The following is a 22,502-nucleotide window of genomic DNA, read 5'->3' on the forward strand; positions in this document are numbered from 1 at the left end:
CAAGGGTCGCCGAAGGCGATCGCGTAGCGACGCGACCGAAGGGAGCGCCCTTGACAGGCCGGCACGAACCGGAAGGACGATGGGACTGACGGGAAACCCCCAACCAGCCCTGAGACCGCCCGAGGGGACACCGCTCCCCCGGCCACCGGCCCGCAGACAAGGGGGCGGGTGGGCAACCCCCGCCCCACCCCACGGGGTCGAGGGGGAGATAGCGGGCCCGCGCCCCGCAGCCAGTCGATGGCCCCGCGAGCGGGCTGCGCCTAGGGTGGTCCGGTGACGACCCGTCTCTCGGCCCGTGCCGCCATCGCCGCCCTCATCGACCCCGACTCGTTCGCCGAACTCCCCGCCCCGCGCGCGGAGTCGCCCGCCGACGGGCCCATCGGCTGGGCCGGGTACGACGCCTCCCGGGCCCGGGCCGCCGCGCGGACCGGCGAGTCGGAGTCGGTGGTCGTCGGCACCGCCCTCGTCGGTGGCCGGCCGGCCACCGTGATCTCCTTCGAGTTCGGCTTCCTCGGCGGGTCCCTCGGGCAGCGCACCGGAGACCGGCTCGAAGCCGCGTACACGCACGCTCGGGAGCAGCGGCTGCCGCTGGTGTCCCTGATCGCGACCGGCGGCTCGCGGATGCAGGAGGGGATGCTCGCGCTGACCCAGCTCCAGCGGGTGGCGCGGCAGTGCGTGCTCACGCGGGCCGCCGGGCTGCCGCAGGTCGCGGTGCTGCGCGACCCCACCACCGGCGGCGGGTGGGCGACGCTCGGGGCGGGGGCCGATGTCGTGCTGGCGCTGCCGGGGGCGCAGGTCGGCTTCGCCGGGTCCCGGGTGCGGCCGGCCGACGCCGATCCGGCGGCTTACACCGCCGAGGGGCAGTACGGGGCCGGGCACGTCGACGCCGTCGTGCCCGCGGCGGAGCTCCCGGGGACGGTGGCGGAGTGGCTGCGGGTGCTGGCCGCACCCCGGGCGGCCGTGGCCGTCGAGCCGCCGGCGGCGCTGGCCGGCGTAACGCCCCCGGAGACCGGCTGGGACGCCGTCCGGCAGGCCCGGCGCCCGGACCGCCCGCGGGCGGAGGCGTACCTGGACGCGTACTTCGAGCTGCGCCTGCCGCTGCGCGGGGACCGGGCCGGGGCCGCCGACCCGGGGATGCTGTGCGGGTTCGGGCTGCGCGAGGGGCGGGCGGTCGCGTACGCCGCCCAGTGCGGCACCGCCACCCGTCCGGCGGGCTACCGCACGGCGGCCCGGGTGATCCGGCTGGCGGACCGGCTCGGGATCCCGGTGCTCACCCTGGTGGACACCCCGGGCGCGGCCAACGACGCGGCCGCCGAGCAGGCCGGTGCCGGGCCGGCCATCGCCGACACGTTCGCGGCGCTCGCGGAGGCCTCCGTACCGGTGACCACCCTGCTGATCGGGGAGGGCGGCTCCGGCGGGGCGCTAGCGCTGGCCGCGCCCGGGAACACCTGGGTGACCCCGGACAGCTACTTCTCGGTGATCGCCCCGGAGCTGGCGGCCGCCATCCTCAAGCGTCCCATCGAGGAGGCCCCGGCCACGGCGGACCAGCTGCGCATCCGGCCGCAGGACCTGGTCGCGCTGGGCGTGGCCCGGGGAATCGTTCCTCCCCGGGACTGACCCCGCACGCTGTCTCATCCTCTGAACGCCGCTTCACGTGAGCAGAGTTGGGGACGTACGCTCCGCCGCATGTCACAGCCCGTGCAGCTCCTCGTCCTGATCACCACCCTCCCGGGCCGGGGGCCCGAGCAGATCGAAGCGTACGAACGCCTCGCGCCGGTCGTCCGGGCCGAGGACGGCTGCCTGCGCTACGACCTGCACGGCGTGAGCGGCGACCCCGACCGGTTCGTGCTCATCGAGCGGTGGGCGTCGCAGGCGGCCCTGGCCGCCCACGACGCCGCCCCGCACATGGCCGAGTCCGACGCGGCCTGCGCCGCGTTCCGGGCGGGCCCGGCCGAGGTGGTCCGGCTGGACGCGGATCCGCTGGCCTGACGGGCCGGCGCGCCGGGCCGGTCAGCCGTGGCGGCGGGCCGGCAGCCGGAGGTCCACCGTGTACAGCCGGGTGATCTGCTGCGGGAACTCGTTGTCGTCGCTGGCCAGCAGCAGCCGTACGCGGCCGCGGTCGTCGTGGCCGTCGCGGTCGTCGTGGGCGGTGACGACCATGCCCTCGATGTTGTCCACCAGCGGGTGGTTCTGCGGCAGCTTCGAGGGGGCGCCCAGCGTCGGGCAGTCGTCGAAGTCGCCGAGCGGCGTCTTGCGGGCGGGCCGCAGTCCCGGGCCCTCGGCCAGTGCCTCCGTCTTCGAGGTGTCGCTCGCCCCGAGCGGGTCGGCGAGGTACAGCCTGGCCGTGATCGCGAACTCCCGGGTGAAGCCGCGTTCCAGCACGATCAGCCGCCCGTCGCGGGTGGGTGCGAGCTCGGCGAGGCCGTGGCCCGGGTCGACGGGGTAGGCGTACTGCCTGCCGAGGACGAACTCGCCGTTCGCGCGCCGCTCCCAGGTCTGGATCCGCTGGAGGGTGCGGCCCTGCGCGTCCTTGCCGTCGCCCGCGAGCGGCCCCTCCACGCCGGCGACGAGGGTGTGGCCGCCGGGGAGGAGGGTGAGCGACTCGAAGGTCTGGTTCACCGTGGCCCGGCCCTGGGGCGCGAGGGCGAAGGCGGGCGGGACCGGCAGGGTGGCCAGCACCTCGCCGGTGCGGCTGTAGCGGCGGATGGCCGGTGCGGTCTCGTCGGTGACGAGGTAGGTGCCGTCCCGGTCGACGACCACCCCCTCGGAGTCGGTGGCCTTCCCGGCGCCGTCGGTGAGCGGGAGCCGGGCGGTGGCCTTGGCGGTGGGGGTGTTGCCGCGGGCCACTTCCAGGCGGTAGAGCGCCGATTTGTCGGAGACCGCGGCGACGCTCCCGTCCCGGTCGAGGGCGAGGCCGGAGATGCCACCGACGAGCTTCCCGTCGAGCAGGGTCTTGTCGAGCGAGTCGGAGTAGCCGGCGACGGACATGTACGGGGAGCAGGCCGAGGGCCTGGCGGGGGCCTGTCCGGCGGCGGTGGCCGTCGGGGCGGGCGCCCCGGCGAGCGTTGCGGTGGCCACCGCGGTGGTGACGAGCGTACGAAGGCGCATGCGGCCTTCCTCCTGGACGGGTCGGGGTTCGGAGCGGGACTGGACCGGGACCGGACGGGGACCCTTCCGAACTGTCATATGCCTGACCGAAACAAAAGGGAAGGGTGGGCGGCGCGGCGGCAACGAACTCGCCAACTCCCGTTCACACGGGGGGCGTGCGGGGGGGGGTGCCGCTGCGCGGGCTGCTCCCCGCCCCGCCCTTCGCCCGTTCCCCGGGCTGCGCCCGGACCCCCCTGGGGGCTCCGCCCCCAGACCCCCGCGCCTCAAACGCCGGCGGGGCTGGATTCTCCAGCCCACGCGGCGATTGAGCGCACCGGGCGCGCAGCGCCCGGTTCTTTCAGCCTCGCCGGCGTTTGAGGCGCGGGGTCAGGGGCGGAGCCCCTGGGAACGGTGGAAGGGCGGGTAGGGGACCTCGCCCCGCGCAGCGGCCCACCACCCGCACCCGACCCACCGGCCCCCACAACGCAAAACCGGCCCCGCCCCGCAGGCCGCCGGACGGAGTCCGGCGCAACGGTGCGAAGCCGGTAAGGCGCCCAGGCGCCGCACCGCGCGAGCGGCGCGTTCAGAAGGCGTGGCCGCCCGCGGCCGAGCCGTGCGAGCGGCGCGTCAAAAAAGGGGGGCGCTACGCCTCGGGCGTGCGGGCGTCGTAGCGGGCGAAGGAGCGCCAGCGGGCGGCGAGCAGGGTCAGGACCAGGACGCAGGTCAGCCCGCCGCCCGTGATGGCGACGGCCGGGGAGGTGAGGTCGGCGACGGTGCCGGCCAGGAAGTCACCGAGCCGGGGTCCGCCCGCGACGACCACGATGAACACGCCCTGGAGCCGGCCCCGCATCCCGTCCGGGGTGGCGGTCTGCATCATCGTGGAGCGGAACACCATCGAGATGGTGTCGGCGCACCCGGCGACGGCCAGGAAGAGCAGCCCGAGCCAGAGGTTGCGGGTCAGGCCGAACACGGCGATGGCCAGCCCCCACGCCGCGACGGACACCAGGATCGCCAGCCCGTGCCGCCGGATCCGCCCCTGCCAGCCGGAGAACAGCCCGCCGAGCAGCGCGCCGACGGCGGGGGCGGCGACGAGCAGGCCGACGGTCCTGGCGTCGCCGCCGTACCAGAGGACGGCGACGGCCGGGAACAGCGCCTTCGGCTGTGCGAAGACCATGGCGGCCAGGTCGGAGAAGAAGGTCATCCGGATGTTGGGCGTGGTCGCGAGGAAGCGCAGGCCGTCCGTCACCGAGGCCCGTCCGGCCCCCGTGCGCCCCTCCGGCAGCATCGAGGGCAGCCGCCACATGGCGTACAGGGCGGCGACGAAGGTCACCGCGTCGATCAGGTACGCCGCCTGGTAGCCCCACCAGCCGACGATCACGCCGCCGAGCACCGGGCCCAGCATCGTGCCGGAGGTCATGGTGACGGAGTTCAGCGCGTTGGCGGCGGGCAGCTGCTCGGGCGGCAGCAGTTTCGGGATCATGGCCGAGCGGGCGGGTCCGTTCAGCGCCCCGCAGACGGACTGGAGGGCGACGACGGTGTAGAGCAGCCAGACCCGGTGGTAGTCGAGCAGGGCGGCGGCGGCCAGGCCGACGGAGAGGACGGCGAGCCCGGTCTGGCTGTGGAGGCCGAGCTTGCGCCGGTCGACGGTGTCGGCGATGGCGCCGCCGTACAGGCCGAAGGCGACGAGCGGGACGAGCGAGAACAGCCCGACGAGGCCGACGGAGAAGCTGGAGCCGGTGATCTCGTACACCTGGAGCGAGATCGCGAGGGCGGTCATCGCCTGGCCCATCCAGGAGATGGTGCCGCCCACCCACAGCCGCCGGTAGTCGGCGGAGGTGCGCAGCGGGGTCAGGTCGGCGAATACGCGACGCTTCTGTCGGGGCGGGGAGGCTGTTCCGGTCACACGGGATGCTAACCAGGCTCTGCTGGGGCGGCTCTGGAGACCGGGGAGCGTTCACACACCCGCAACGCCCTCACCATGCGGATCCGGGGCCCCAGGGGGGTGCCGGCCTTGCCGCTAACCCGCCACAGTCACCAGACATTTGACCAAATCGGCGTACCCTCCTCGCCCCCTGTCCGCTCATGATGAAAAGACTCGTATGTCCAGGGAGGCGTAGTGATCGAACCTGGCAACAGCACAACGAGCACCACCGTGAGCGGCGTTCCCACCCCCCTCACGGTCGGCGTCGAGGAGGAGTTCCTGCTCGTCGACGCCACCACTTTGCGGGTGGTCCCGGCCGCACCGCTCGTCCTGGCCACCGCCGCCGGACTCCCGCAGCAGCTGCACGCCGAGGGGACCCGGTACCAGGTGGAGATCTCCACCCCGGTCGCGGATTCGGCGGTGACCCTCCGCGAGGAGCTCGCCGTCCTGCGGCGTGCGCTGTCCGCGGCGGCCCGTGCGCACGGCTGCCGGCTGCTGGCCGCTCCCTCGCCGGTCGTGGCGGTGGAGGGGCCCTTGCACCTGACCGACGACGAGCCGCGCCAGCGGGAGCAGCACCGGCGGTTCGGCGCGCTGACGGACACCCTGGTGAGCTGCGGCCGCCACATCCACATCGGCACCCTCGACGTGGACACCGCGGTGGCCGTGTCCAACCGGGTCAGACCATGGCTGCCCACGCTGATCGCGCTGGCCGCCAATTCCCCCTTCTGGGGCGGCCGGGACACCGGGCACTCCAGCTGGCGGGCGATGGCCTGGTCGGGCTGGCCCTCGGCGGGGCCGCCCCCGCACTTCACGTCCACGGCCCATTTCCGGCACTCGGTGGAGACCCTGCTCGGCTCCGGTGCGGCCCTGGACACCAAGATGGTCTATTGGGACCTCCGTCCCTCCGGGAACTGGCCCACGCTCGAGATCCGGGCGCCCGACATGTCCCCGGACATCGACACGGCCGTGCTCCAGGCGGAGCTGGGACGCGCCCTGGTGGCTTCGGCGCTGCGCGCCATCGCGGAGGGGCGGCCCGATCCGCCCGCGCGGGACGACGTACTGCGTCTGGCGCGGTGGCGGGCGGCGCACGACGGCCTGGAGGGCTTCGGCCTGGACCCGTACACGGGCTCCGAGGTGCCGGCGGCCGACCTGGCGGAGGCGCTGCTCGACCTGGTCGCCCCGGACCTGGCCGCCGCGGGTGACCTGGACCACGCGGCGAAGACCCTGGGCGGGCTGCTGCGCGACGGGTCGGGGGCCGCGCGGCAGCGCACGGCCTTCGCCCGGCGCGGGGACCTCACGGACGTGCTGCGCCATCTGGTGGAGGAGACGGAGAACTTCTAGCCGGTCCGTCCGGTCCTGCCGGTCCGTCCCGGCGGTCGCGGCCGCGGGTGCCCGCTGCGGGCGTCCGCGGCCGTGGCGTGTCCCGGGCTCAGAGCCAGCCGCGCTGGGCGGCGCGCAGTCCCGCCTCGAAGCGGCTGGTGGCGTTGAGGCGTTCCATCAGCGCGGACATCTGGCGGCGGACGGTGCGCAGTGAGACCCCGAGCCGCTTGCCGGCGGCTTCGTCGGTCAGGCCGGAGGCCAGCAGCTTGAGCAGTTCGCGTTCGCCGGCGGTGATGCCGTCCTCGGTGGCCTGTTCGCGGGCGGCGCCGAGCGGGACGGCCTGGTCCCAGGTCTGCTCGAAGAGGCTGACGAGGGAGGCGACGATGCCGGGGGCGGTGGTGCAGAGGGCGCCGAGCCTGGAGTTCGCGGGGTCGATGGGAACCACGGCGGTCTTCCGGTCGAAGATCACCAGGCGGGGCGGCAGCACGGGGCTGGTGCGGATCTGTCCGCCGAGGTCGGTCGACCACTGCACGTAGGCGAGGTTGGCGGGGTCGTTGCGGACGCTGTCCTGGTAGACCGACCGCATCTGGATCCCGCGCCGCAGGGCGTCCTCGTCCAGCGGCCGCGAGGCGTCCAGGCTGGCCTGGGACTGGGGACCGCCGGGCATGATCGAGAGGCATTCGACGGTGAGGTCCCGGGCGAGGACCTCCAGCCGGGACTGGATGGCGTCGAGGCCCACGAGCCGTTCGGCGCCGTCGGCTTCGGTGTTGGGCCGCAGGCCCGCGAACTCCGCGACGGCCCGCGCAGCCGCCGCCTTGCTGGCCGCGAGTTCCTGCTGTCTGCGCATCAGGTCCTCTTCCTGACGACGCAGTATCTGCTCCAGTCCGGCCTCGGGGCTGACGGCCCGCAGCCCGCCCGCGTGGTCGCGGGAGGGGGTGAGCAGGTCGAGGTCGACGAGCCGGTCGAGGCCTTCGCGCACCTCCGCCTCGGTCATCCCCAGCCGTGCGCCCAGTTCGGCCACTCCGCCGGTCGGATCGGCGAGCATCTCCCGGTAGACGGCCTCCACTAGGCTGTCCAGTCCCAACGCTTCCAGCATGCTTTGCCCCCCGGCGTGTTGGTCCGACGGATGACTTCCCGCCGGTTGTCTTGATCCTAAAGGTGCGCAGGTGGGGCCATAGGCAGTCTCTTTCGATCTTGTCCGGTCTTCCCTCGGCGGCACCTTGGTGCCTGTCACCTTGGTGCCATCGCATTCCTCTTCTGCGTCTATACGCGGGCTTGCAGGATGGTGCTCACCGGGACGGCGGGGCACACGGAGCCCCACCCCAGGCCAGGGCCGAAAGGCCGGACCGGTGCAGCGCGCCCCAGCCTCACCACGCCGATACCGCTCGCGTTCCAGGGGGATCCATGTCTCGCACCGCTCGTCTGCTCATCGCCGCCGGCCTCACCACCCTGCTGTCCTGCACGGCCGCCGTCGCGGTCACCACCGGAACGAGCGGCGTCGACTGGGACTCGGTCCAGGCGGCCACCGCCCCGGGCGGTGTCGGCTGGGACTCGGTGCGGGCGGCCGGACCGCAGGGCCTCGGCTGGGACTCCGCCGCTACCGGCAAGACCGGGATCGCCTGGGACTGATCCTCCGTCCGGCGCCGGACGGAGGGCTGCGCCGGACGGAGGGCGGCGCCGAACGGGCGAAGACCGGCAGCGGGGGCCGACCACCCCGACCCTGCCGTGACGTACGCCACACCCACTCGCGCGCCCAACCCCCGGGAACGCCGAAGCCGCAGGTGCAATCGTTTCTGCACCTGCGGCTTGCGGTGGGGCGGGTGGGACTCGAACCCACGGCCGACGGATTATGAGTCCGCTGCTCTAACCGGCTGAGCTACCGCCCCTTTACGGCGTGGCGCGTACATGTGTGCGCGCCGTCTGCCGCAGCATAGCCGCTCATACGATCTCCTGCCTCGGATGCCCCGCATGATCGGCTGCGCTTGTTCAGAGAGACCGCGCCGAGGGCTGCCCGGTTCCCGGATCAGGGCAAAAAGAAAGAGGACCCTCCCGGGCCCTCTCCTCTTCACTGCTCCCCCGACTGGACTCGAACCAGTAACCTGCCGGTTAACAGCCGGCTGCTCTGCCAATTGAGCTACAGGGGACCGCGCTCCCCCGACTGGACTCGAACCAGTAACCTGCCGGTTAACAGCCGGCTGCTCTGCCAATTGAGCTACAGGGGATTGCTGCGGTGCACCGAACAGCCCACCTCCGGCCTTGCCGGGGGGCGAGCGCCCGTTGCGAGTCATAGATTAGCGCAAGCAGGGGGGTGCTCCGCCAATCGGTATCGCAGCAGGCCGGGCACCGAGACAACGAAGGGTGGCAGGCATGCGCTACAAGGTCACGTTCCTCGCCGGAGTAGCCCTCGGATACGTGGTGGGCACGGCGGCGGGACGCGAGCGGTACGAGGAGATGAAGAAGTCCGCGCGGCGCCTCGCGCAGAACCCGGCGGTGCGCAACGCCGCCGAGACCGCCGGGCACACCGGACGGCAGTTCGCGGGCAAGGCGTTCGCGGCGGTCGGCGACAAGGTCGGCGACGCCGTTCCCGCTTCCGTGGCGAAGCACGTGCGGTCGCTGCGCGAGCGGGGGCAGGGCGCCGATGACGAGTGGGGCACGAGCAACACCTGAGGCTGCTGGTTCCGGCCCGGCGTGCGGCAGAATTCTCCGCATGGGGATAGTCGCCGGGCTGGACAGCTCTTCCACCTTCACTCGCATCGTCGTCTGCGACACGGACACGGGGGCCGTGCTGCGCCAGGGCTACGCGCCCCATCCGCAGCCCGCCGGTGAGACCGTCCCCCACGAGACCGACCCGCAGGCCTGGCTGCTCTCCCTCGGCGAAGCCGCCGGGGGCGGGCTGCTGGAAGGCGTCCAGGCCATCGGCGTCTGCGCGCAGCAGCACGGCTTGCTGCCGCTGGACGCGCAGGGCGCGCTGGTCCGCCCGGCCATGATCGGCAACGACAGGCGCGGCCAGGTCGCCGCCGCCGACCTGATCGGGGCGCTCGGCGGCAAGGCCGCCTGGGTGGCCGCCGTCGGCGCCGTCCCGCACCCCGCGCAGCCGCTCACGAAGCTCGCCTGGCTGGCCCGCAACGAGCCCGAGGCGGCGCGCCGGGTGGCGGTGGTGATGTCCCCGCACGACTGGCTGGTCTGGCAGCTGCTCGGCCGGCCCGCGCGCCGCACCACCGACCGGGCCGCCGCCTCGGGCACCGGGTACTGGTCGGCGGCCACCGGTTCCTACCGCCCCGACCTGGTCGAGCTGGCGCTCGGGCACCAGGCGCTGCTGCCCGAGGTGCTCGGCCCCGCCGACGCCGCCGGGATGACCCCCGAGGGGCTGCTGATCTCCGCCGGGACCGGGGAGACCACGGCCGCCGCGCTGGGGCTGGGCATCGGCCCGGGCGACGCGGTGGTCTCGCTGGGCGCCTCCGGTTCGGTGATGGCCGTGCACCACGAGGCCCTGTCGGACCCGGGCGGCCTGATCACCTCCCTCGCCGACGCGGGCGGCATGCACCTGCCGGTGGTGAACACCTCCAACGCCGTACGGGCCCTGCGCGGCACCGCCGACATGCTGGGCACCGACCTGGAGGGGCTGAGCGCGCTCGCGCTGAAGTCGACTCCCGGTGCACACGGGCTCGTGCTCCTGCCGTACCTGGAGGGAGAGCGGACCCCGAACCTGCCGCACACTGCCGGAACCCTGTCGGGGCTGCGCCGGGACTCGATGAAGCCCGAGCACCTCGCGCGGGCCGCCTTCGAGGGCATGCTGTGCGGGCTGGTCGACGCCCTCGACGTGCTGCGGCACCGGGGCGTGGGGATCCGCCGGGTGTTCCTGCTCGGGGCCGCCGCCGAGCTGCCCGCCGTACAGGCGGCCGCGCCGGGGCTGTTCGGGACGCAGGTCGTCGTGCCTGCTCCGGCGGACTACGCGGCGCTGGGCGCGGCGCGTCAGGCGGCCTGGGCGCTCGGGGTGCAGCAGGGCACGCTGGCCCCGCACGTGCCGCCGCTGTGGCCGGCCCCGCCGGCCCAGGTGTTCGAGCCGGGCGAGGACTACCCGGCCTGGCAGGCCGTGCGCCAGCAGTACGTCACCACGCGGGAGCAGATGCACCCGGGGGCGTTCGGGTTCTAGGGCGGGGCCCTCGGGCTCCTGGTCCTTTTGACCGGGCTTTGCGAAATCCGGTGGGGTTCGGGCCGCCCGTTGGCAGAAGATGGAGTGAACCCCCTCGATCTTGCCTACCGGAGCCTGCGCGTGCTCATACGACTGCTGCGGACCCACCTGGGTCCGTACAAGAAAGCCATCGCCGCACTGGTGCTGCTGCAACTCCTGCAGACCAGTGCGAGCCTCTACCTGCCCACCCTCAACGCGGACATCATTGACAACGGTGTCGTCAACGGGGACACCGGCTACATCCTGCGCTTCGGCGCGCTGATGCTCGGGGTCTCCCTCGTCCAGCTCGTCTGCAACGTCGGGGCCGTCTACTACGGGGCCCGCACCGCGGCCGCCCTCGGCCGCGACGTCCGCGCCTCCGTCTTCGACCGGGTGCAGAGCTTCTCGGCCCGGGAGCTGGGCCAGTTCGGCGCGCCCTCGCTGATCACCCGTACGACGAACGACGTCCAGCAGGTCCAGATGCTGGTGCTGATGACCTTCACCCTGATGGTCTCGGCGCCGATCATGTGCGTCGGCGGCATCGCCATGGCGCTCTCGCTCGACGTGAAGCTGTCGGGCGTCCTGCTCGCGGTGGTGCCCGTGCTCGGCGTCTCGGTCGGTGCGATCGTCTGGAAGACCCGGCCGCTCTTCCGCCAGATGCAGGACCGCCTCGACGTCGTCAACCGGGTGCTGCGCGAGCAGATCACCGGCAACCGCGTGATCCGCGCCTTCGTCCGCGACGGCTACGAGGAGGAGCGCTTCCGCGGGGCGAACTCCGAGCTGACCGCGGTCTCGCTGGCCTCCGGCAAGCTGCTCGCGCTGATGTTCCCCACCGTCATCCTGGTCGTGAACATCTCCAGCGTCGCCGTCATCTGGTTCGGTGCGATGCGGGTGGACGGGGGCGGCATGGAGATCGGCCAGCTGACCGCCTTCCTCGCCTACCTGATGCAGATCGTCATGGCCGTGATGATGGCCACCTTCATGTTCATGATGGTGCCGCGCGCCGAGGTCTGCGCCGAGCGCATCCAGGAGGTCCTGGACACCGAGTCCAGCGTGGTCCCGCCCGCCGATCCGGTGCGTGCGCTCGCCCGGCGCGGTCAGCTGGAGCTGCGCGGCGCCGACTTCCGCTACCCGGGCGCCGAGGCCCCGGTGCTGCGCGGGGTGGACCTGGTGGCCCGCCCCGGCGAGACCACCGCGGTGATCGGCTCCACCGGCAGCGGCAAGTCCACGCTGCTGGGCCTGGTGCCCCGGCTGTTCGACGCGACCGGCGGCGACGTGCTGGTCGACGGGGAGGACGTGCGCCGGATCGACCCGGAGCTGCTGGCCCGGACGGTCGGCATGGTCCCGCAGAAGCCGTACCTGTTCTCCGGAACGGTCGCCTCCAACCTGCGCTACGGGCGCCCGGACGCGACCGACGAGGAGCTGTGGCGGGCGCTGGAGGTGGCCCAGGCCAAGGACTTCGTGTCCGAGCTGGAGGGCGGCCTGGAGGCGCCGATCACCCAGGGCGGGACGAACGTCTCCGGCGGCCAGCGCCAGCGCCTGGCGATCGCCCGCACGCTGGTGCAGCGCCCGGAGATCTACCTGTTCGACGACTCCTTCTCGGCTCTGGACTACGCGACGGACGCGGCGCTGCGCGCGGCGCTCGCCCGGGAGACCGAGGACGCGACGGTCGTCATCGTCGCCCAGCGGGTCTCCACGATCCGCGACGCCGACCGGATCATCGTCCTCGACGAGGGCCAGGTGGTGGGCGAGGGCCGCCACCACGAACTGATGGCCGGCAACGAGACCTACCGGGAGATCGTGCTCTCCCAGCTGACGGAGGCGGAGGCCGCATGAGCGGGCCCGGAGGACGGATGATGATGGGGCCGGGCCAGCGGTCCCTGGACTTCAAGGGGTCCGGCAAGCGGCTGCTGCGCCAGCTGGCGCAGGACCGGGCCAAGCTGTGGGGCATGGTCGCGGCCGTGGTCGGCAGCGTCGGCTGCGCGGTGGTCGGGCCGAAGATCCTCGGCGAGGCCACCGACCTGGTGTTCGCGGGGATCGTCGGCCGGCAGATGCCGGACGGCCTGACCAAGCAGCAGGCGCTGGACGGGCTGCGCGACAAGGGCCAGGACGGGATGGCGGACATGCTGTCCGGCACCGACTTCACCCCCGGCCAGGGCATCGACTTCGGTGCCGTCGGGGTCACGGCGCTGTGGGCGCTGCTGGTGTTCACGCTGGCGGGTCTGCTGATGCTGGTCGCCACGCGGCTGTCGAACCACGTGATGAACGGCACCGTCTACCGGATGCGCGAGGAGCTGCAGGCGAAGCTGTCGCGGCTGCCGCTGTCGTACTTCGACCAGCAGAAGCGCGGCGAGGTGCTGAGCCGGGCGACGAACGACATCGACAACATCGGCCAGACCCTCCAGCAGACGATGGGGCAGCTGCTGAACTCGCTGCTGACGATCGTCGGCGTGCTGGTGATGATGTTCTGGATCTCGCCGCTGCTGGCGCTGGTCGCGCTGGTGACCGTACCGGTGTCGGTGGTGGTCGCGGCGAAGATCGGCAAGAGGTCGCAGCCGCAGTTCGTGGCGCAGTGGAAGACCACGGGCACGCTGAACGCCCACATCGAGGAGATGTACTCCGGCCACGCGCTGGTGAAGGTCTTCGGGCGGCAGAAGGAGTCGGCGGCGGTCTTCGCCGAGCAGAACGAGGAGCTGTACCGGGCCTCGTTCAAGGCGCAGTTGGTCAGCGGCATCATGCAGCCGGTGATGTTCTTCATATCGAACGTCAACTACGTGCTGGTCGCGGTCGTCGGTGGTCTGCGGGTGGCCTCGGGCACCCTGTCGATCGGTGACGTGCAGGCCTTCATCCAGTACTCGCGCCAGTTCTCGATGCCGCTGTCGCAGGTGGCGTCGATGGCGAACCTGGTGCAGTCGGGCGTCGCCTCGGCGGAGCGGGTGTACGAGCTGCTGGACGCGCCGGAGCAGGAGCCGGACGCGGAGGTCCCGGAGCGTCCGCAGGAGCTGCGCGGTCAGGTGACCCTCGACAAGGTGGCCTTCCGCTACGAGCCGGACAAGCCGCTCATCGAGAACCTCTCGCTGTCGGTGGAGCCGGGCCAGACGGTCGCGATCGTCGGCCCGACGGGTGCCGGCAAGACCACGCTGGTCAACCTGCTGATGCGGTTCTACGAGGTCACGGGCGGGGAGATCGCCCTGGACGGGGTGGACATCGCGAAGATGACCCGCGAGGAGCTGCGCGGCGGGATCGGCATGGTGCTGCAGGACACCTGGCTGTTCGGCGGCACGATCGCGGAGAACATCGCGTACGGCGCGTCCCGCGAGGTGACGCGTGCCGAGATCGAGGAGGCCGCGCGGGCGGCGCACGCGGACCGGTTCGTCCGCACCCTGCCGGACGGCTACGACACGGTGCTGGACGACGAGGGCGCGGGTGTCAGCGCGGGTGAGAAGCAGCTGATCACCATCGCGCGGGCGTTCCTGTCGGACCCGGTGATCCTGGTGCTCGACGAGGCGACGAGTTCGGTGGACACCCGGACCGAGGTGCTGATCCAGAAGGCGATGGCGCGGCTGGCGCACGGCCGTACGTCCTTCGTGATCGCGCACCGGCTGTCGACGATCCGCGACGCGGACGTGATCCTGGTGATGGAGAGCGGCTCGATCGTGGAGCAGGGCACGCACGAGGAGCTGCTGGCGGCGGAGGGCGCGTACGCGCGGCTGTACGCGGCGCAGTTCGCGCAGGCGGTGGCCGAGGTCGACTGACCGGCCGGCGGCGAGCGGGTGGGGGCGTCCTTCGGGGCGCCCCCTCTTTGCGTTCCCCGGCTCGCGCGGGTCAGTCGAGGTAGCCGCGCAGCTGGTCGGCGAAGGCGTGGTCGCGCAGCTTGTTGAGGGTCTTGGACTCGATCTGGCGGATCCGCTCGCGGGTGACGCCGAAGATGCGGCCGATCTCCTCCAGGGTGCGGGGGCGGCCGTCGGCGAGGCCGTAGCGGAGCTGGACCACCTTGCGTTCGCGTTCGCCGAGGGTGGAGAGGACGGCTTCGAGGTGTTCGCGCAGCAGGAAGAAGGCGGCGGACTCCATGGGGGAGGCGGCGTCTCCGTCCTCGATCAGGTCGCCGAGGGCGACGTCGTCCTCCTCGCCGACCGGTGCGTGCAGGGAGACGGGTTCCTGGGCGAGGCGGAGCACTTCCAGGACCCGCTCGGGGGTCAGTTCCAGGTGGACGGCGACTTCTTCGGCGGTGGGTTCGTAGCCGCGTTCCTGGAGCATGCGGCGCTGGACGCGGACGACGCGGTTGATGAGTTCGACGACGTGGACGGGGACGCGGATGGTGCGGGCCTGGTCGGCGAGGGCCCGCGACATCGCCTGCCGGATCCACCAGGTGGCGTAGGTGGAGAACTTGTAGCCGCGGGCGTAGTCGAACTTCTCGACGGCCCTGATCAGGCCGAGGTTGCCCTCCTGGACGAGGTCGAGCATGGTCAGTCCGCGGCCGACGTAGCGTTTGGCGACGGAGACGACGAGCCGCAGGTTCGACTCGATGAGCCGGCGTTTGGCCATCCGGCCCATGACGACGAGTTTGTCGAGGTCGACGGCGAGCTGGGAGTCGAGGTCGGTGGCGCCGGCGAGTTTCTCCTCGGCGAAGAGTCCCGCTTCCACGCGCCGGGCGAGTTCGACCTCTTCGGCGGCGGTGAGCAGCGGGATCCTGCCTATCTCGCGCAGGTACTGGCGGAAGAGGTCGGCGGAGGGCCCGGTCCCGGCGCCGTTGTCGCGGGCGCCGCGGGTGCGCTGCGGGGGTACCGGTTCGATGAGTTCGAGGACCTCGGGTTCCTCTTCGCCGGCTTCTTCCACCGTGTCGGCCTCGGCCTCGGGATCCGGATCGGAGGCGTCTGCGGCGGGGCGGCTCGCGTTCACGGTCAGGGTCTGGGTCTGCACGGGGGCGACCTCCAGGGCTCCGAGGACGGTGGCACCGCACCTCAGTGTGGGGTACGACACATCGATGCCACGAGGGGCGTGCGAGCAGTTTCTGAGCCCGCTGCGTGACGGATGGTTACCCCCTGGCGGGAATCCCGATGCGGATCGGACTCATGTCCGACCGGAGTTACGCGGGTTCCACGCGGACCGCGCAGACCTTGAACTCGGGCATCCGCGAGACGGGGTCCAGGGCCGGGTTGGTGAGGGTGTTGGCGCGGCCCTCGCCGTACCAGTGGAACGGCATGAACACGGTGTCGGCGCGGACGGCGTCGGTTACGCGGGCGGGGGCGACGGCCCGCCCGCGGCGGGAGGTGACGGCGAGCGGGGTGCCGTCGGTGACGCCGAGGCGGGCGGCGAGGCGCGGGTGGAGTTCCACGAAGGGGCCGGGGGCGGCGGCGTTGAGTTCGGGCACGCGGCGGGTCTGGGCGCCGGACTGGTACTGGGCGACGACCCGGCCGGTGGTGAGGAGCAGCGGGTAGTCGGCGTCGGGGACCTCGGCGGCGTCGCGGTGGGAGACGGGCGTGAAGCGGGCGCGGCCGTCGTCGGTGGCGAAGCGGTCGAGGAAGAGCCGGGGCTGTCCCGGGGAGCCTTCGGGGCAGGGCCAGAAGACGCCCTGTTCGGCTTCGATGCGGGCGTAGGAGATGCCGGAGTAGTCGGCGGGGCCGCCTTCGGAGGCGCGGCACAGCTCGTCGAAGACCTGTTCGGGGTCGGTGGGGAAGCCCTTCTCCACGCCGAGGCGGGCGGCGAGTCCGTGCAGGACGTCGAGGTCGCCGCGGACGCCGGGGGGCGGGGTGAGGGCGCGGCGGCGCAGCAGGACGCGGCCCTCCAGGTTGGTGGTGGTGCCGGTCTCCTCCGCCCACTGGGTGACGGGCAGGACGACGTCGGCGAGGGCGGCCGTCTCGGAGAGGACGACGTCGGCGACGGCGAGGAAGTCCAGGGAGCGGATGCGGTCTTCGACGTGGGCGGCGCGGGGGGCGGAGACCACCGGGTTGGAGCCCATGAGGAGGAGGGCCTTGACGTCGCCGCCGAGGGCGTCGAGGAGTTCGTAGGCGCTGCGGCCGGGGCCGGGCAGGCTCTGCGGGTCGACGCCCCAGACGCGGGCGACGTGTTCGCGGGCGGCGGGGTCGGTGAGCTTGCGGTAGCCGGGGAGCTGGTCGGCCTTCTGGCCGTGTTCGCGGCCGCCCTGGCCGTTGCCCTGGCCGGTGAGGCAGCCGTAGCCGGAGTGCGGGCGGCCGGCGCGGCCGGTGGCGAGGCAGAGGTTGATCCACGCGCCGACGGTGTCGGTGCCCTTGGACTGCTGCTCGGGTCCGCGGGCGGTGAGGACCATGGCGGCGGTGGGGGTGCAGAACAGTTCGACGGCGCGCCGGAGTTCCGGGAGGGCGATCCCGGTGATCCGCTCGACCAGTTCGGGCCAGTGGGCCATGGCGGCGGCGCGGGCGTCCTCCCAGCCGGTGGTGCGTTCGGCGATGAACTCCTCGTCGGTGCGGCCCTCGGCGACGACGAGGTGCAGCAGGCCGAGGGCGAGGGCGAGGTCGGTTCCGGGGCGCGGGGCGAGGTGCAGGTCGGCCAGTTCGGCGGTGCGGGTGCGGCGGGGGTCGACGACGATCAGGGTGCCGCCGTTCGCCTTGAGTTCGGTGAGGTAGCGCACGAAGGGGGGCATGGTCTCGGCGGGGTTGGAGCCGACGAGGACGAGGCAGCCGGTGCGGGGGATGTCCTCCAGCGGGAAGGGCAGTCCGCGGTCGAGGCCGAAGGCCTTCTGGTGCGCGGCGGCGGCCGAGGACATGCAGAAGCGGCCGTTGTAGTCGATCTGGGAGGTGCCGAGGGCGACGCGGGCGAACTTGCCGAGGGCGTAGGCCTTCTCGTTGGTGAGGCCGCCGCCGCCGAAGACGGCGACGGCGTCGGGGCCGTGGGCGCGGCGGGTGCGGGCGAGGCCGGCGGCGACGGCGTCGAGGGCCTCCTCCCAGGTGGCCGGGACGAGCGGGCCGCCGGCGTGGGTGCGGATGAGCGGCTCGGTCAGGCGTACCCGGGAGGAGAGCACGGCGGGGGCGGTGCGGCCCTTGCCGCACAGCGCGCCCCGGTTGACGGGGAAGCCGGTGCGCTCCTCGACGGTCACCGCGTCGCCTGCGGGGGCGGGGCGCAGGTTCATGCCGCACTGCAGGGCGCAGTAGGGGCAGTGGGTGGCGGTGGCTTCCGGGGAGCTGGGCATGCCCCTCAGGGTGCGGCCGGGGTGTTACGCGGGCCGCGCGCCCGCGTTACGGGCGGGGGTGTTAGCCCTCATCACGGGCCGGCGGGGACGGTGAGGGCGGGAACCGCAGGTCGGGGCGGTCGATGACCAGGCGGGGCGGCGGGGGTCACGCGGATGTCCACTGGGCGCGGCTCCGCGCGGTGAACCGCACCCGATGCCGCCCCGGCCGCGGCCCGGCATGGCTACGCTGGCAGCGTCAGGACTGGAGGAGACCATGACCGCCACGCTGCCCGAGTGGCTCTACCCGCCGCGCGCCAGCGGCTGGGAGGCCGACGATCTCGACCACATCCCGAACCTGCCGCGCCACACCGAGCTCATCGACGGAGCGCTGATCTTCATGATGTCGCCCCAGCGGTCCTGGCACGACCGGGTCATCCGACGCCTGACCGCTGCGCTGGAGGACCAGGCTCCGGAGGGGAGCACGGTGGAGGCGCAGATGACCGTGCGGCTGAGTGTGAAGAGCCGGCCCGAGCCCGACGTGATCGCCGCGTCGGTCGCCTACGCCCCGGACCGGACCTGCTTCCTCCCCGAGGACGTCTCGCTGGTCGTCGAGGTGGTGTCCGAGGAGTCGCAGGAGCGGGACCGGGAGACGAAGCCCTTCAAGTACGCCCGGGCCGGGATCCGTCACTTCTGGCGGGTCGAGGAGGAGCACGGCCTCCCGGTGGTCCACGCCTACGAGCTCGACGACACGACCCGCACCTACGTCCCCACCGGCATCCACCGTGAGCGCCTCAAGACGAGCGTGCCCTTCGACATCGAGATCGACCTGGCGCGCTTGACCCGGTGAGGCCGGCCTACTGGCCGGTGAGGTACTTGACCGTCAGGCCTGCCGTCCAGCCGCCGTCCACGGCGAGTTCGGCGCCGGTCATGTAGCCGGCGGCGTCGGAGAGGAGGAAGGCGACGGCGGCCGCGATCTCCTCGGGGACGCCGACGCGGCCCAGGGGGGCTCCGGGGTAGTTGCCCTCGCCGGTCTGGATGCCGATCGGGGCGGTCATGGGGGTCAGTGTCATGCCGGGGTGGACGGAGTTGACGCGGATCTTCGCCTCGGCGAGCTCGACGGCGCCGATCTTGGACAGGCCGCGCACGCCCCACTTGGAGGCTCCGTACCCGGCGGTGAGGGCGAGTCCGGTGAGGCCGGCCGCGGAGGAGATGTTGACGACGGATCCGCCGCCGTTCGCCCGCAGCAGGGGTATCGCGGTCTTGATGCCGATGAACACGCCGACCAGGTTGACCTCGATGACCTGGCGGAAGTGCTCGACGCTCTCGTGTTCCAGGAACTGGCCGGTGGAGATGCCGGCGTTGTTGACGAGCCCGTCGATCCGGCCGAACTCGGCGACCGCGTAGTCCAGCACAGCCTGCCAGTCGGCCTCGCTGGTCACGTCGTGCCGCAGGAAGCGGGCCGCGTCGCCGAGCTTGGCGGCGGTCTCGGCGCCCTCGGCCTCCAGCAGGTCGGTGATCAGTACCCGCCCGCCGCCGTCGACGACTGCCTGCGCGGCCGCCGCTCCCAGGCCCCGGGCCCCACCGGTGATGACGACGACCTTGCCGCTCAGATCCACCACAGCCACGATCCACACCCCTGACGCTTGCACATCGGTATATGACTAATCGGCATACGCCGATCGCGGCGTCAGTCTGCCAGAGCGGCCAGGACCCGCGACACCCCCTCTTCCTTCGGGCCGAGGAACCTCGGCTCCGGCCGGAAGGCCGCGTCCAGGGCCGCCTTGCCGGCCGCGATGACCTCCCGGGCGCCGCCGTAGTACCAGGTGGCGTCGTGCTCGTCGTCCACGCCGACGCCGTAGGAGTCCACGCCCGCCGCCCGGCACAGGGCCACCGCCCGGTGGATGTGGAAGTGCTGGCTGATCAGGACCGCCCGGCGCACCCCGAATATCTCGCGGACCCGCACGCAGGAGTCCCAGGTGTCGAATCCGGCGTAGTCGCTGACGATCCGGTCGTCGGGTATGCCGCGCTCCCGGAGGTACGTCCGCATCGCGCCCGGCTCGTCGTACTCCGTGCGGCTGTTGTCCCCGGTCACCAGGACCACCTTCACCTTGCCCGCCCGGTACAGCTCCACGGCCGCGTCGAGCCGGTAGGCGAGGTACGGGGTCGGGCGGCCCTTCCACAGGCCGGCCCCGAAGACCACCGCCACCCCGGCGTCGGGCGCGGCGGCGGTGGTCCGCAGCCGGTCGGCGGCCACGGCGTGCGTCCACGTCGAGGGCAGCAGGGCCAGCACGCACAGCGCCATCACCGCCTGCACGGCCCGCCGCCGCCCCCGCACCGTCCGCAGCCACGCCCTCCACCGGCCGACCCCGAACCGGCGAGCCCGCCCCTGCCGCTGCGGCCGCGCCTGCTCCTGCCCCTGCTCCTGCTCCTGCTCCTGCTCCCCCATGACCGGTCCCCCCTCGTCCGTCCCGCACGCCTTTCGCACGGATTGACGAACCGCCCCCGCCCCCCAGTTCCGCCCGCCCCGCCTTTCACTCGTACGAATGACCGAGTGAGCAGCACGAAACCACCCGTCACCCCCGCGCAACGCCCACGCAATCCGCACCCCGCAGGATCGGTCCATGACGGAGCCGGTGCACCCTCCCGCCACCCAGCCCTTCCCCTTCGGCAGCGCGGCCGAGCTGCTGACCCGGATCACCGACCAGCTCGGCACCCAGCTCAGCGGCCTGCGCCCGCCACGCGCCCGGCACCACGGAGTCCCCACATGCACCCCACCCTCGTCGCCGTGGCCCACGGCAGCCGCGACCCGCGCGCCCCGCACACCGTCCTCGCCCTGCTCGAACGGGTCCGCGAGCTCCGCCCCGCCCTCGACGTCCGCCTCGGCCACATCGAACTGAACCGGCCGCTGCTGGCCGACACCCTGCGGGACACCGCCGGAGCGGCCGTCCTCGTGCCGCTGCTGCTCGGACGCGGCACCCACGTCAAGCGGGACCTGCCCGCCGCCGCGGCCCGCGCCGGGCACCTGCGGATCCGGACCGCCGGCCCGCTCGGCCCCCACCCGCTGCTCGTGGAGGCCCTGTTCGAGCGGCTCCTGGAGGCCGGCTGGACCCCTGGCACGGCCGTCGTGCTGGCCTCGGCCGGGTCCCTCGACCCCGACTCCGCAGCCGACACCCGCCGCGGCGCCGGCCTGCTCTCCGAACGGCTCGGCGGGGTCCCCGTGGTCCCCGCGTACGCCTCGGCGGCGGCCCCGAGCGTGCCGGCCGCCGTCCGGGCGCTGGCCGCCCGGGGGTACCACCGGGCCGCCGTGGCCTCCTGCTTCGTCGCCCCGGGCCGGTTCGCCTCCGCGAGCGCGGCCGCCGCCACCGGCCCGGCGTCGGCCCCGCTCGGCGCGCACCCGGCGCTCGCCCGGCTGGTGCTGCACCGCTACGACGAAGCACTCGCCCGCAGCGCGCGGGAGCCGGAACTGGCCACCGCGTAAAGGCCGCGTAGGTTCGGATTGCTCGGATTGTCGGTGACTCCGGTTAACGTCTCAGCATGGAAGGCACCGCGCACGTCCCCGCCTACGAGTCCTACGATCCGGCCGCCACCGAGCGATGGGCCGCCGAGCCGGACAAACGGCCCGGCCGCACCGCCTTCCAACGCGACCGCGCCCGCGTGCTGCACTCGGCCGCGCTGCGCCGCCTCGCCGGGAAGACCCAGGTCGTCACCCCCGGCACGCGTTCCTTCGACTGGGACGCCAGCCCCCGCACCCGGCTGACGCACTCACTGGAGTGCGCGCAGGTCGGCCGGGAGCTCGGCGCGGCCCTCGGCTGCGATCCGGACCTGGTCGAAGCGGCCTGCCTCTCCCACGACATGGGCCACCCGCCGTTCGGGCACAACGGCGAGGAGGCGCTCAACGAGTTCGCGAAGGACTGCGGCGGCTTCGAGGGCAACGCCCAGTCGCTGCGCCTGCTGACCCGGCTGGAGCCCAAGCGGTTCGTGCCCGACCCGGCCACCGGCGACCCGGTCAGCGTCGGCCTCAACCTCACCCGCGCCTGCCTGGACGCGGCCACCAAGTACCCGTGGGCGCGCGGCGGCCACCCCACCGACCCGGACTCGGTGAAGTTCGGCGCCTACGAGGACGACCTGCCGGTCTTCGAGTGGCTGCGGCGGGGCGCACCCGCCGACCGCAAGTGCTTCGAGGCCCAGGTCATGGACTGGGCGGACGACGTCGCGTACTCCGTGCACGACTTCGAGGACGGGCTGCACGCCGGGCACATCGACCCGAACCTCCTCTTCGCCGAGCCCGAGCGGGCCGCCATCTGGCAGGTCGCGATCGGCCGCTACGTGCCCGCCGGCACCTCCCCGGAGGAGCTGCGCGAGGCGCTGGACCGGCTGATGGAGGAGGACTGGTGGCCGCACGGCTACGACGGCTCCGCCGTGGCGCAGGCCCGCCTGAAGGACGCCACCAGCCAGCTGATCGGCCGGTTCTGCCTGGCCGCCGAGGGCGCCACCCGCGAGGCGTTCGGCTCCGGCCCGCTCACCCGCTACGCGGCGGAGCTGGTCGTGCCGCGCGAGGCGCGCAACGAGTGCGCGGTCCTCAAGGCGGTGGCCGACCTGTACGTGATGCAGCGCGACGAGCAGGAACGGCTGCGGGCCGACCAGCGCATCGTCCTGGCCGAACTGGCGGAGGCGCTCAGCGCCCGCGCGCCGGAGGGGCTGGACCCCCAGTTCCGGGCGATCTTCGACGCGGCGGCGGACGACAAGGCCCGCAAACGGGCGGTCATCGACCAGATCGCCTGCCTGACCGACGCGGCCGCCCGTTCACTGCACGCACGCCTCACCCGGCGCGGGCGGCGCGCCGAAGGGTGAGCCGATCG

The 22,502-nt window shown here is 73.2% G+C and carries 18 protein-coding genes and 3 tRNA genes; 11 read left to right on the top strand and 10 right to left on the bottom strand.

What is annotated here, in order from left to right:
* Nucleotides 1-273: 273 nt before the first annotated feature.
* A complete protein-coding gene (locus tag AC07A6_RS35220) occupies nt 274-1,617 on the top strand; it encodes a carboxyl transferase domain-containing protein (RefSeq protein ID WP_478779811.1) in 1,344 nt (447 codons plus the stop codon).
* 69 nt (nt 1,618-1,686) lie between these two features.
* A complete protein-coding gene (locus tag AC07A6_RS35225; RefSeq protein ID WP_362460908.1) occupies nt 1,687-1,989 on the top strand; it encodes a putative quinol monooxygenase in 303 nt (100 codons plus the stop codon).
* 21 nt (nt 1,990-2,010) lie between these two features.
* On the opposite strand, the gene AC07A6_RS35230 is transcribed toward AC07A6_RS35225, so the two are convergent.
* Both AC07A6_RS35230 and AC07A6_RS35235 read right to left on the bottom strand, forming a co-directional pair.
* Nucleotides 2,011-3,108: an esterase-like activity of phytase family protein gene (locus tag AC07A6_RS35230; RefSeq protein ID WP_478779812.1), complete on the bottom strand. Its 1,098-nt coding sequence runs from the start codon at nt 3,106-3,108 to the stop codon at nt 2,011-2,013.
* A 622-nt stretch (nt 3,109-3,730) separates the two neighbouring features.
* Nucleotides 3,731-4,990, bottom strand: a complete 1,260-nt coding sequence (locus AC07A6_RS35235) for an MFS transporter (RefSeq protein WP_386273214.1) — start codon at nt 4,988-4,990, stop codon at nt 3,731-3,733.
* Nucleotides 4,991-5,239: 249 nt separating this feature from the next.
* Between AC07A6_RS35235 and AC07A6_RS35240 the strand changes: the two genes are divergently transcribed.
* Entirely contained in the window at nt 5,240-6,349 is a 1,110-nt protein-coding gene (locus AC07A6_RS35240; RefSeq protein WP_478779813.1) for a carboxylate-amine ligase, read from the top strand.
* An 88-nt stretch (nt 6,350-6,437) separates the two neighbouring features.
* On the opposite strand, the gene AC07A6_RS35245 is transcribed toward AC07A6_RS35240, so the two are convergent.
* A complete protein-coding gene (locus AC07A6_RS35245) occupies nt 6,438-7,424 on the bottom strand; it encodes a helix-turn-helix transcriptional regulator (RefSeq protein ID WP_478779814.1) in 987 nt (328 codons plus the stop codon).
* Between the two features lie 308 nt (nt 7,425-7,732).
* On the opposite strand from AC07A6_RS35245, the gene AC07A6_RS35250 reads away from it, so the two are divergent.
* Nucleotides 7,733-7,957 (top strand): hypothetical protein, encoded by a 225-nt coding sequence (locus AC07A6_RS35250; protein ID WP_478779815.1) that lies wholly within the window; start codon nt 7,733-7,735, stop codon nt 7,955-7,957.
* Nucleotides 7,958-8,140: 183 nt separating this feature from the next.
* On the opposite strand, the gene AC07A6_RS35255 is transcribed toward AC07A6_RS35250, so the two are convergent.
* The 3 genes from AC07A6_RS35255 to AC07A6_RS35265 form a co-directional block, all read right to left on the bottom strand.
* Nucleotides 8,141-8,214, bottom strand: a tRNA-Ile gene (locus tag AC07A6_RS35255).
* A gap of 185 nt (nt 8,215-8,399) precedes the next feature.
* A tRNA-Asn gene (locus tag AC07A6_RS35260) sits at nt 8,400-8,472 on the bottom strand.
* 5 nt (nt 8,473-8,477) lie between these two features.
* A tRNA-Asn gene (locus tag AC07A6_RS35265) sits at nt 8,478-8,550 on the bottom strand.
* Nucleotides 8,551-8,695: 145 nt separating this feature from the next.
* On the opposite strand from AC07A6_RS35265, the gene AC07A6_RS35270 reads away from it, so the two are divergent.
* From AC07A6_RS35270 to AC07A6_RS35285, 4 genes are all read left to right on the top strand, one after another.
* The gene (locus AC07A6_RS35270) at nt 8,696-8,995 is read left to right on the top strand and encodes a YtxH domain-containing protein (RefSeq protein WP_362462110.1); all 300 of its coding nucleotides are present in this window, start codon (nt 8,696-8,698) and stop codon (nt 8,993-8,995) included.
* Between the two features lie 40 nt (nt 8,996-9,035).
* On the top strand, nt 9,036-10,481 hold the full coding sequence (locus AC07A6_RS35275) for an FGGY family carbohydrate kinase (protein ID WP_478779816.1): 1,446 nt from the start codon (nt 9,036-9,038) through the stop codon (nt 10,479-10,481).
* A 120-nt stretch (nt 10,482-10,601) separates the two neighbouring features.
* Nucleotides 10,602-12,335: an ABC transporter ATP-binding protein gene (locus tag AC07A6_RS35280; protein ID WP_478779829.1), complete on the top strand. Its 1,734-nt coding sequence runs from the start codon at nt 10,602-10,604 to the stop codon at nt 12,333-12,335.
* Nucleotides 12,332-14,254: an ABC transporter ATP-binding protein gene (locus AC07A6_RS35285; RefSeq protein ID WP_386273212.1), complete on the top strand. Its 1,923-nt coding sequence runs from the start codon at nt 12,332-12,334 to the stop codon at nt 14,252-14,254. Before AC07A6_RS35280 ends, AC07A6_RS35285 begins: the two co-directional genes overlap by 4 nt.
* Before the next feature lie 70 nt (nt 14,255-14,324).
* Here AC07A6_RS35285 and AC07A6_RS35290 read toward each other — a convergent pair whose 3' ends face one another.
* Complete coding sequence (locus AC07A6_RS35290) at nt 14,325-15,479, bottom strand: RNA polymerase sigma factor (RefSeq protein ID WP_478779817.1); 1,155 nt, start codon at nt 15,477-15,479, stop codon at nt 14,325-14,327.
* A 106-nt stretch (nt 15,480-15,585) separates the two neighbouring features.
* Complete coding sequence (locus AC07A6_RS35295; protein ID WP_478779818.1) at nt 15,586-17,664, bottom strand: molybdopterin oxidoreductase family protein; 2,079 nt, start codon at nt 17,662-17,664, stop codon at nt 15,586-15,588.
* 253 nt (nt 17,665-17,917) lie between these two features.
* Here AC07A6_RS35295 and AC07A6_RS35300 point away from each other — a divergent pair, with 253 nt between their 5' ends.
* Nucleotides 17,918-18,490 carry a Uma2 family endonuclease gene (locus AC07A6_RS35300; protein WP_478779819.1) on the top strand — a complete coding sequence of 191 codons (573 nt, stop codon included), beginning with the start codon at nt 17,918-17,920 and terminating at the stop codon, nt 18,488-18,490.
* Nucleotides 18,491-18,497: 7 nt separating this feature from the next.
* Here the strand turns inward: AC07A6_RS35300 and AC07A6_RS35305 are convergent, their stop codons facing one another.
* The gene (locus AC07A6_RS35305) at nt 18,498-19,262 is read right to left on the bottom strand and encodes a glucose 1-dehydrogenase (protein ID WP_478779830.1); all 765 of its coding nucleotides are present in this window, start codon (nt 19,260-19,262) and stop codon (nt 18,498-18,500) included.
* Between the two features lie 68 nt (nt 19,263-19,330).
* Entirely contained in the window at nt 19,331-20,089 is a 759-nt protein-coding gene (locus tag AC07A6_RS35310) for a SanA/YdcF family protein (RefSeq protein WP_478779820.1), read from the bottom strand.
* Between the two features lie 318 nt (nt 20,090-20,407).
* On the opposite strand from AC07A6_RS35310, the gene AC07A6_RS35315 reads away from it, so the two are divergent.
* Nucleotides 20,408-21,121 carry a sirohydrochlorin chelatase gene (locus AC07A6_RS35315; protein ID WP_478779821.1) on the top strand — a complete coding sequence of 238 codons (714 nt, stop codon included), beginning with the start codon at nt 20,408-20,410 and terminating at the stop codon, nt 21,119-21,121.
* Between the two features lie 56 nt (nt 21,122-21,177).
* Nucleotides 21,178-22,494 carry a deoxyguanosinetriphosphate triphosphohydrolase gene (locus tag AC07A6_RS35320; RefSeq protein ID WP_478779822.1) on the top strand — a complete coding sequence of 439 codons (1,317 nt, stop codon included), beginning with the start codon at nt 21,178-21,180 and terminating at the stop codon, nt 22,492-22,494.
* Nucleotides 22,495-22,502: the final 8 nt, after the last annotated feature.

The sequence above is a fragment of the Streptomyces sp. NPDC044002 genome (assembly GCF_056434525.1).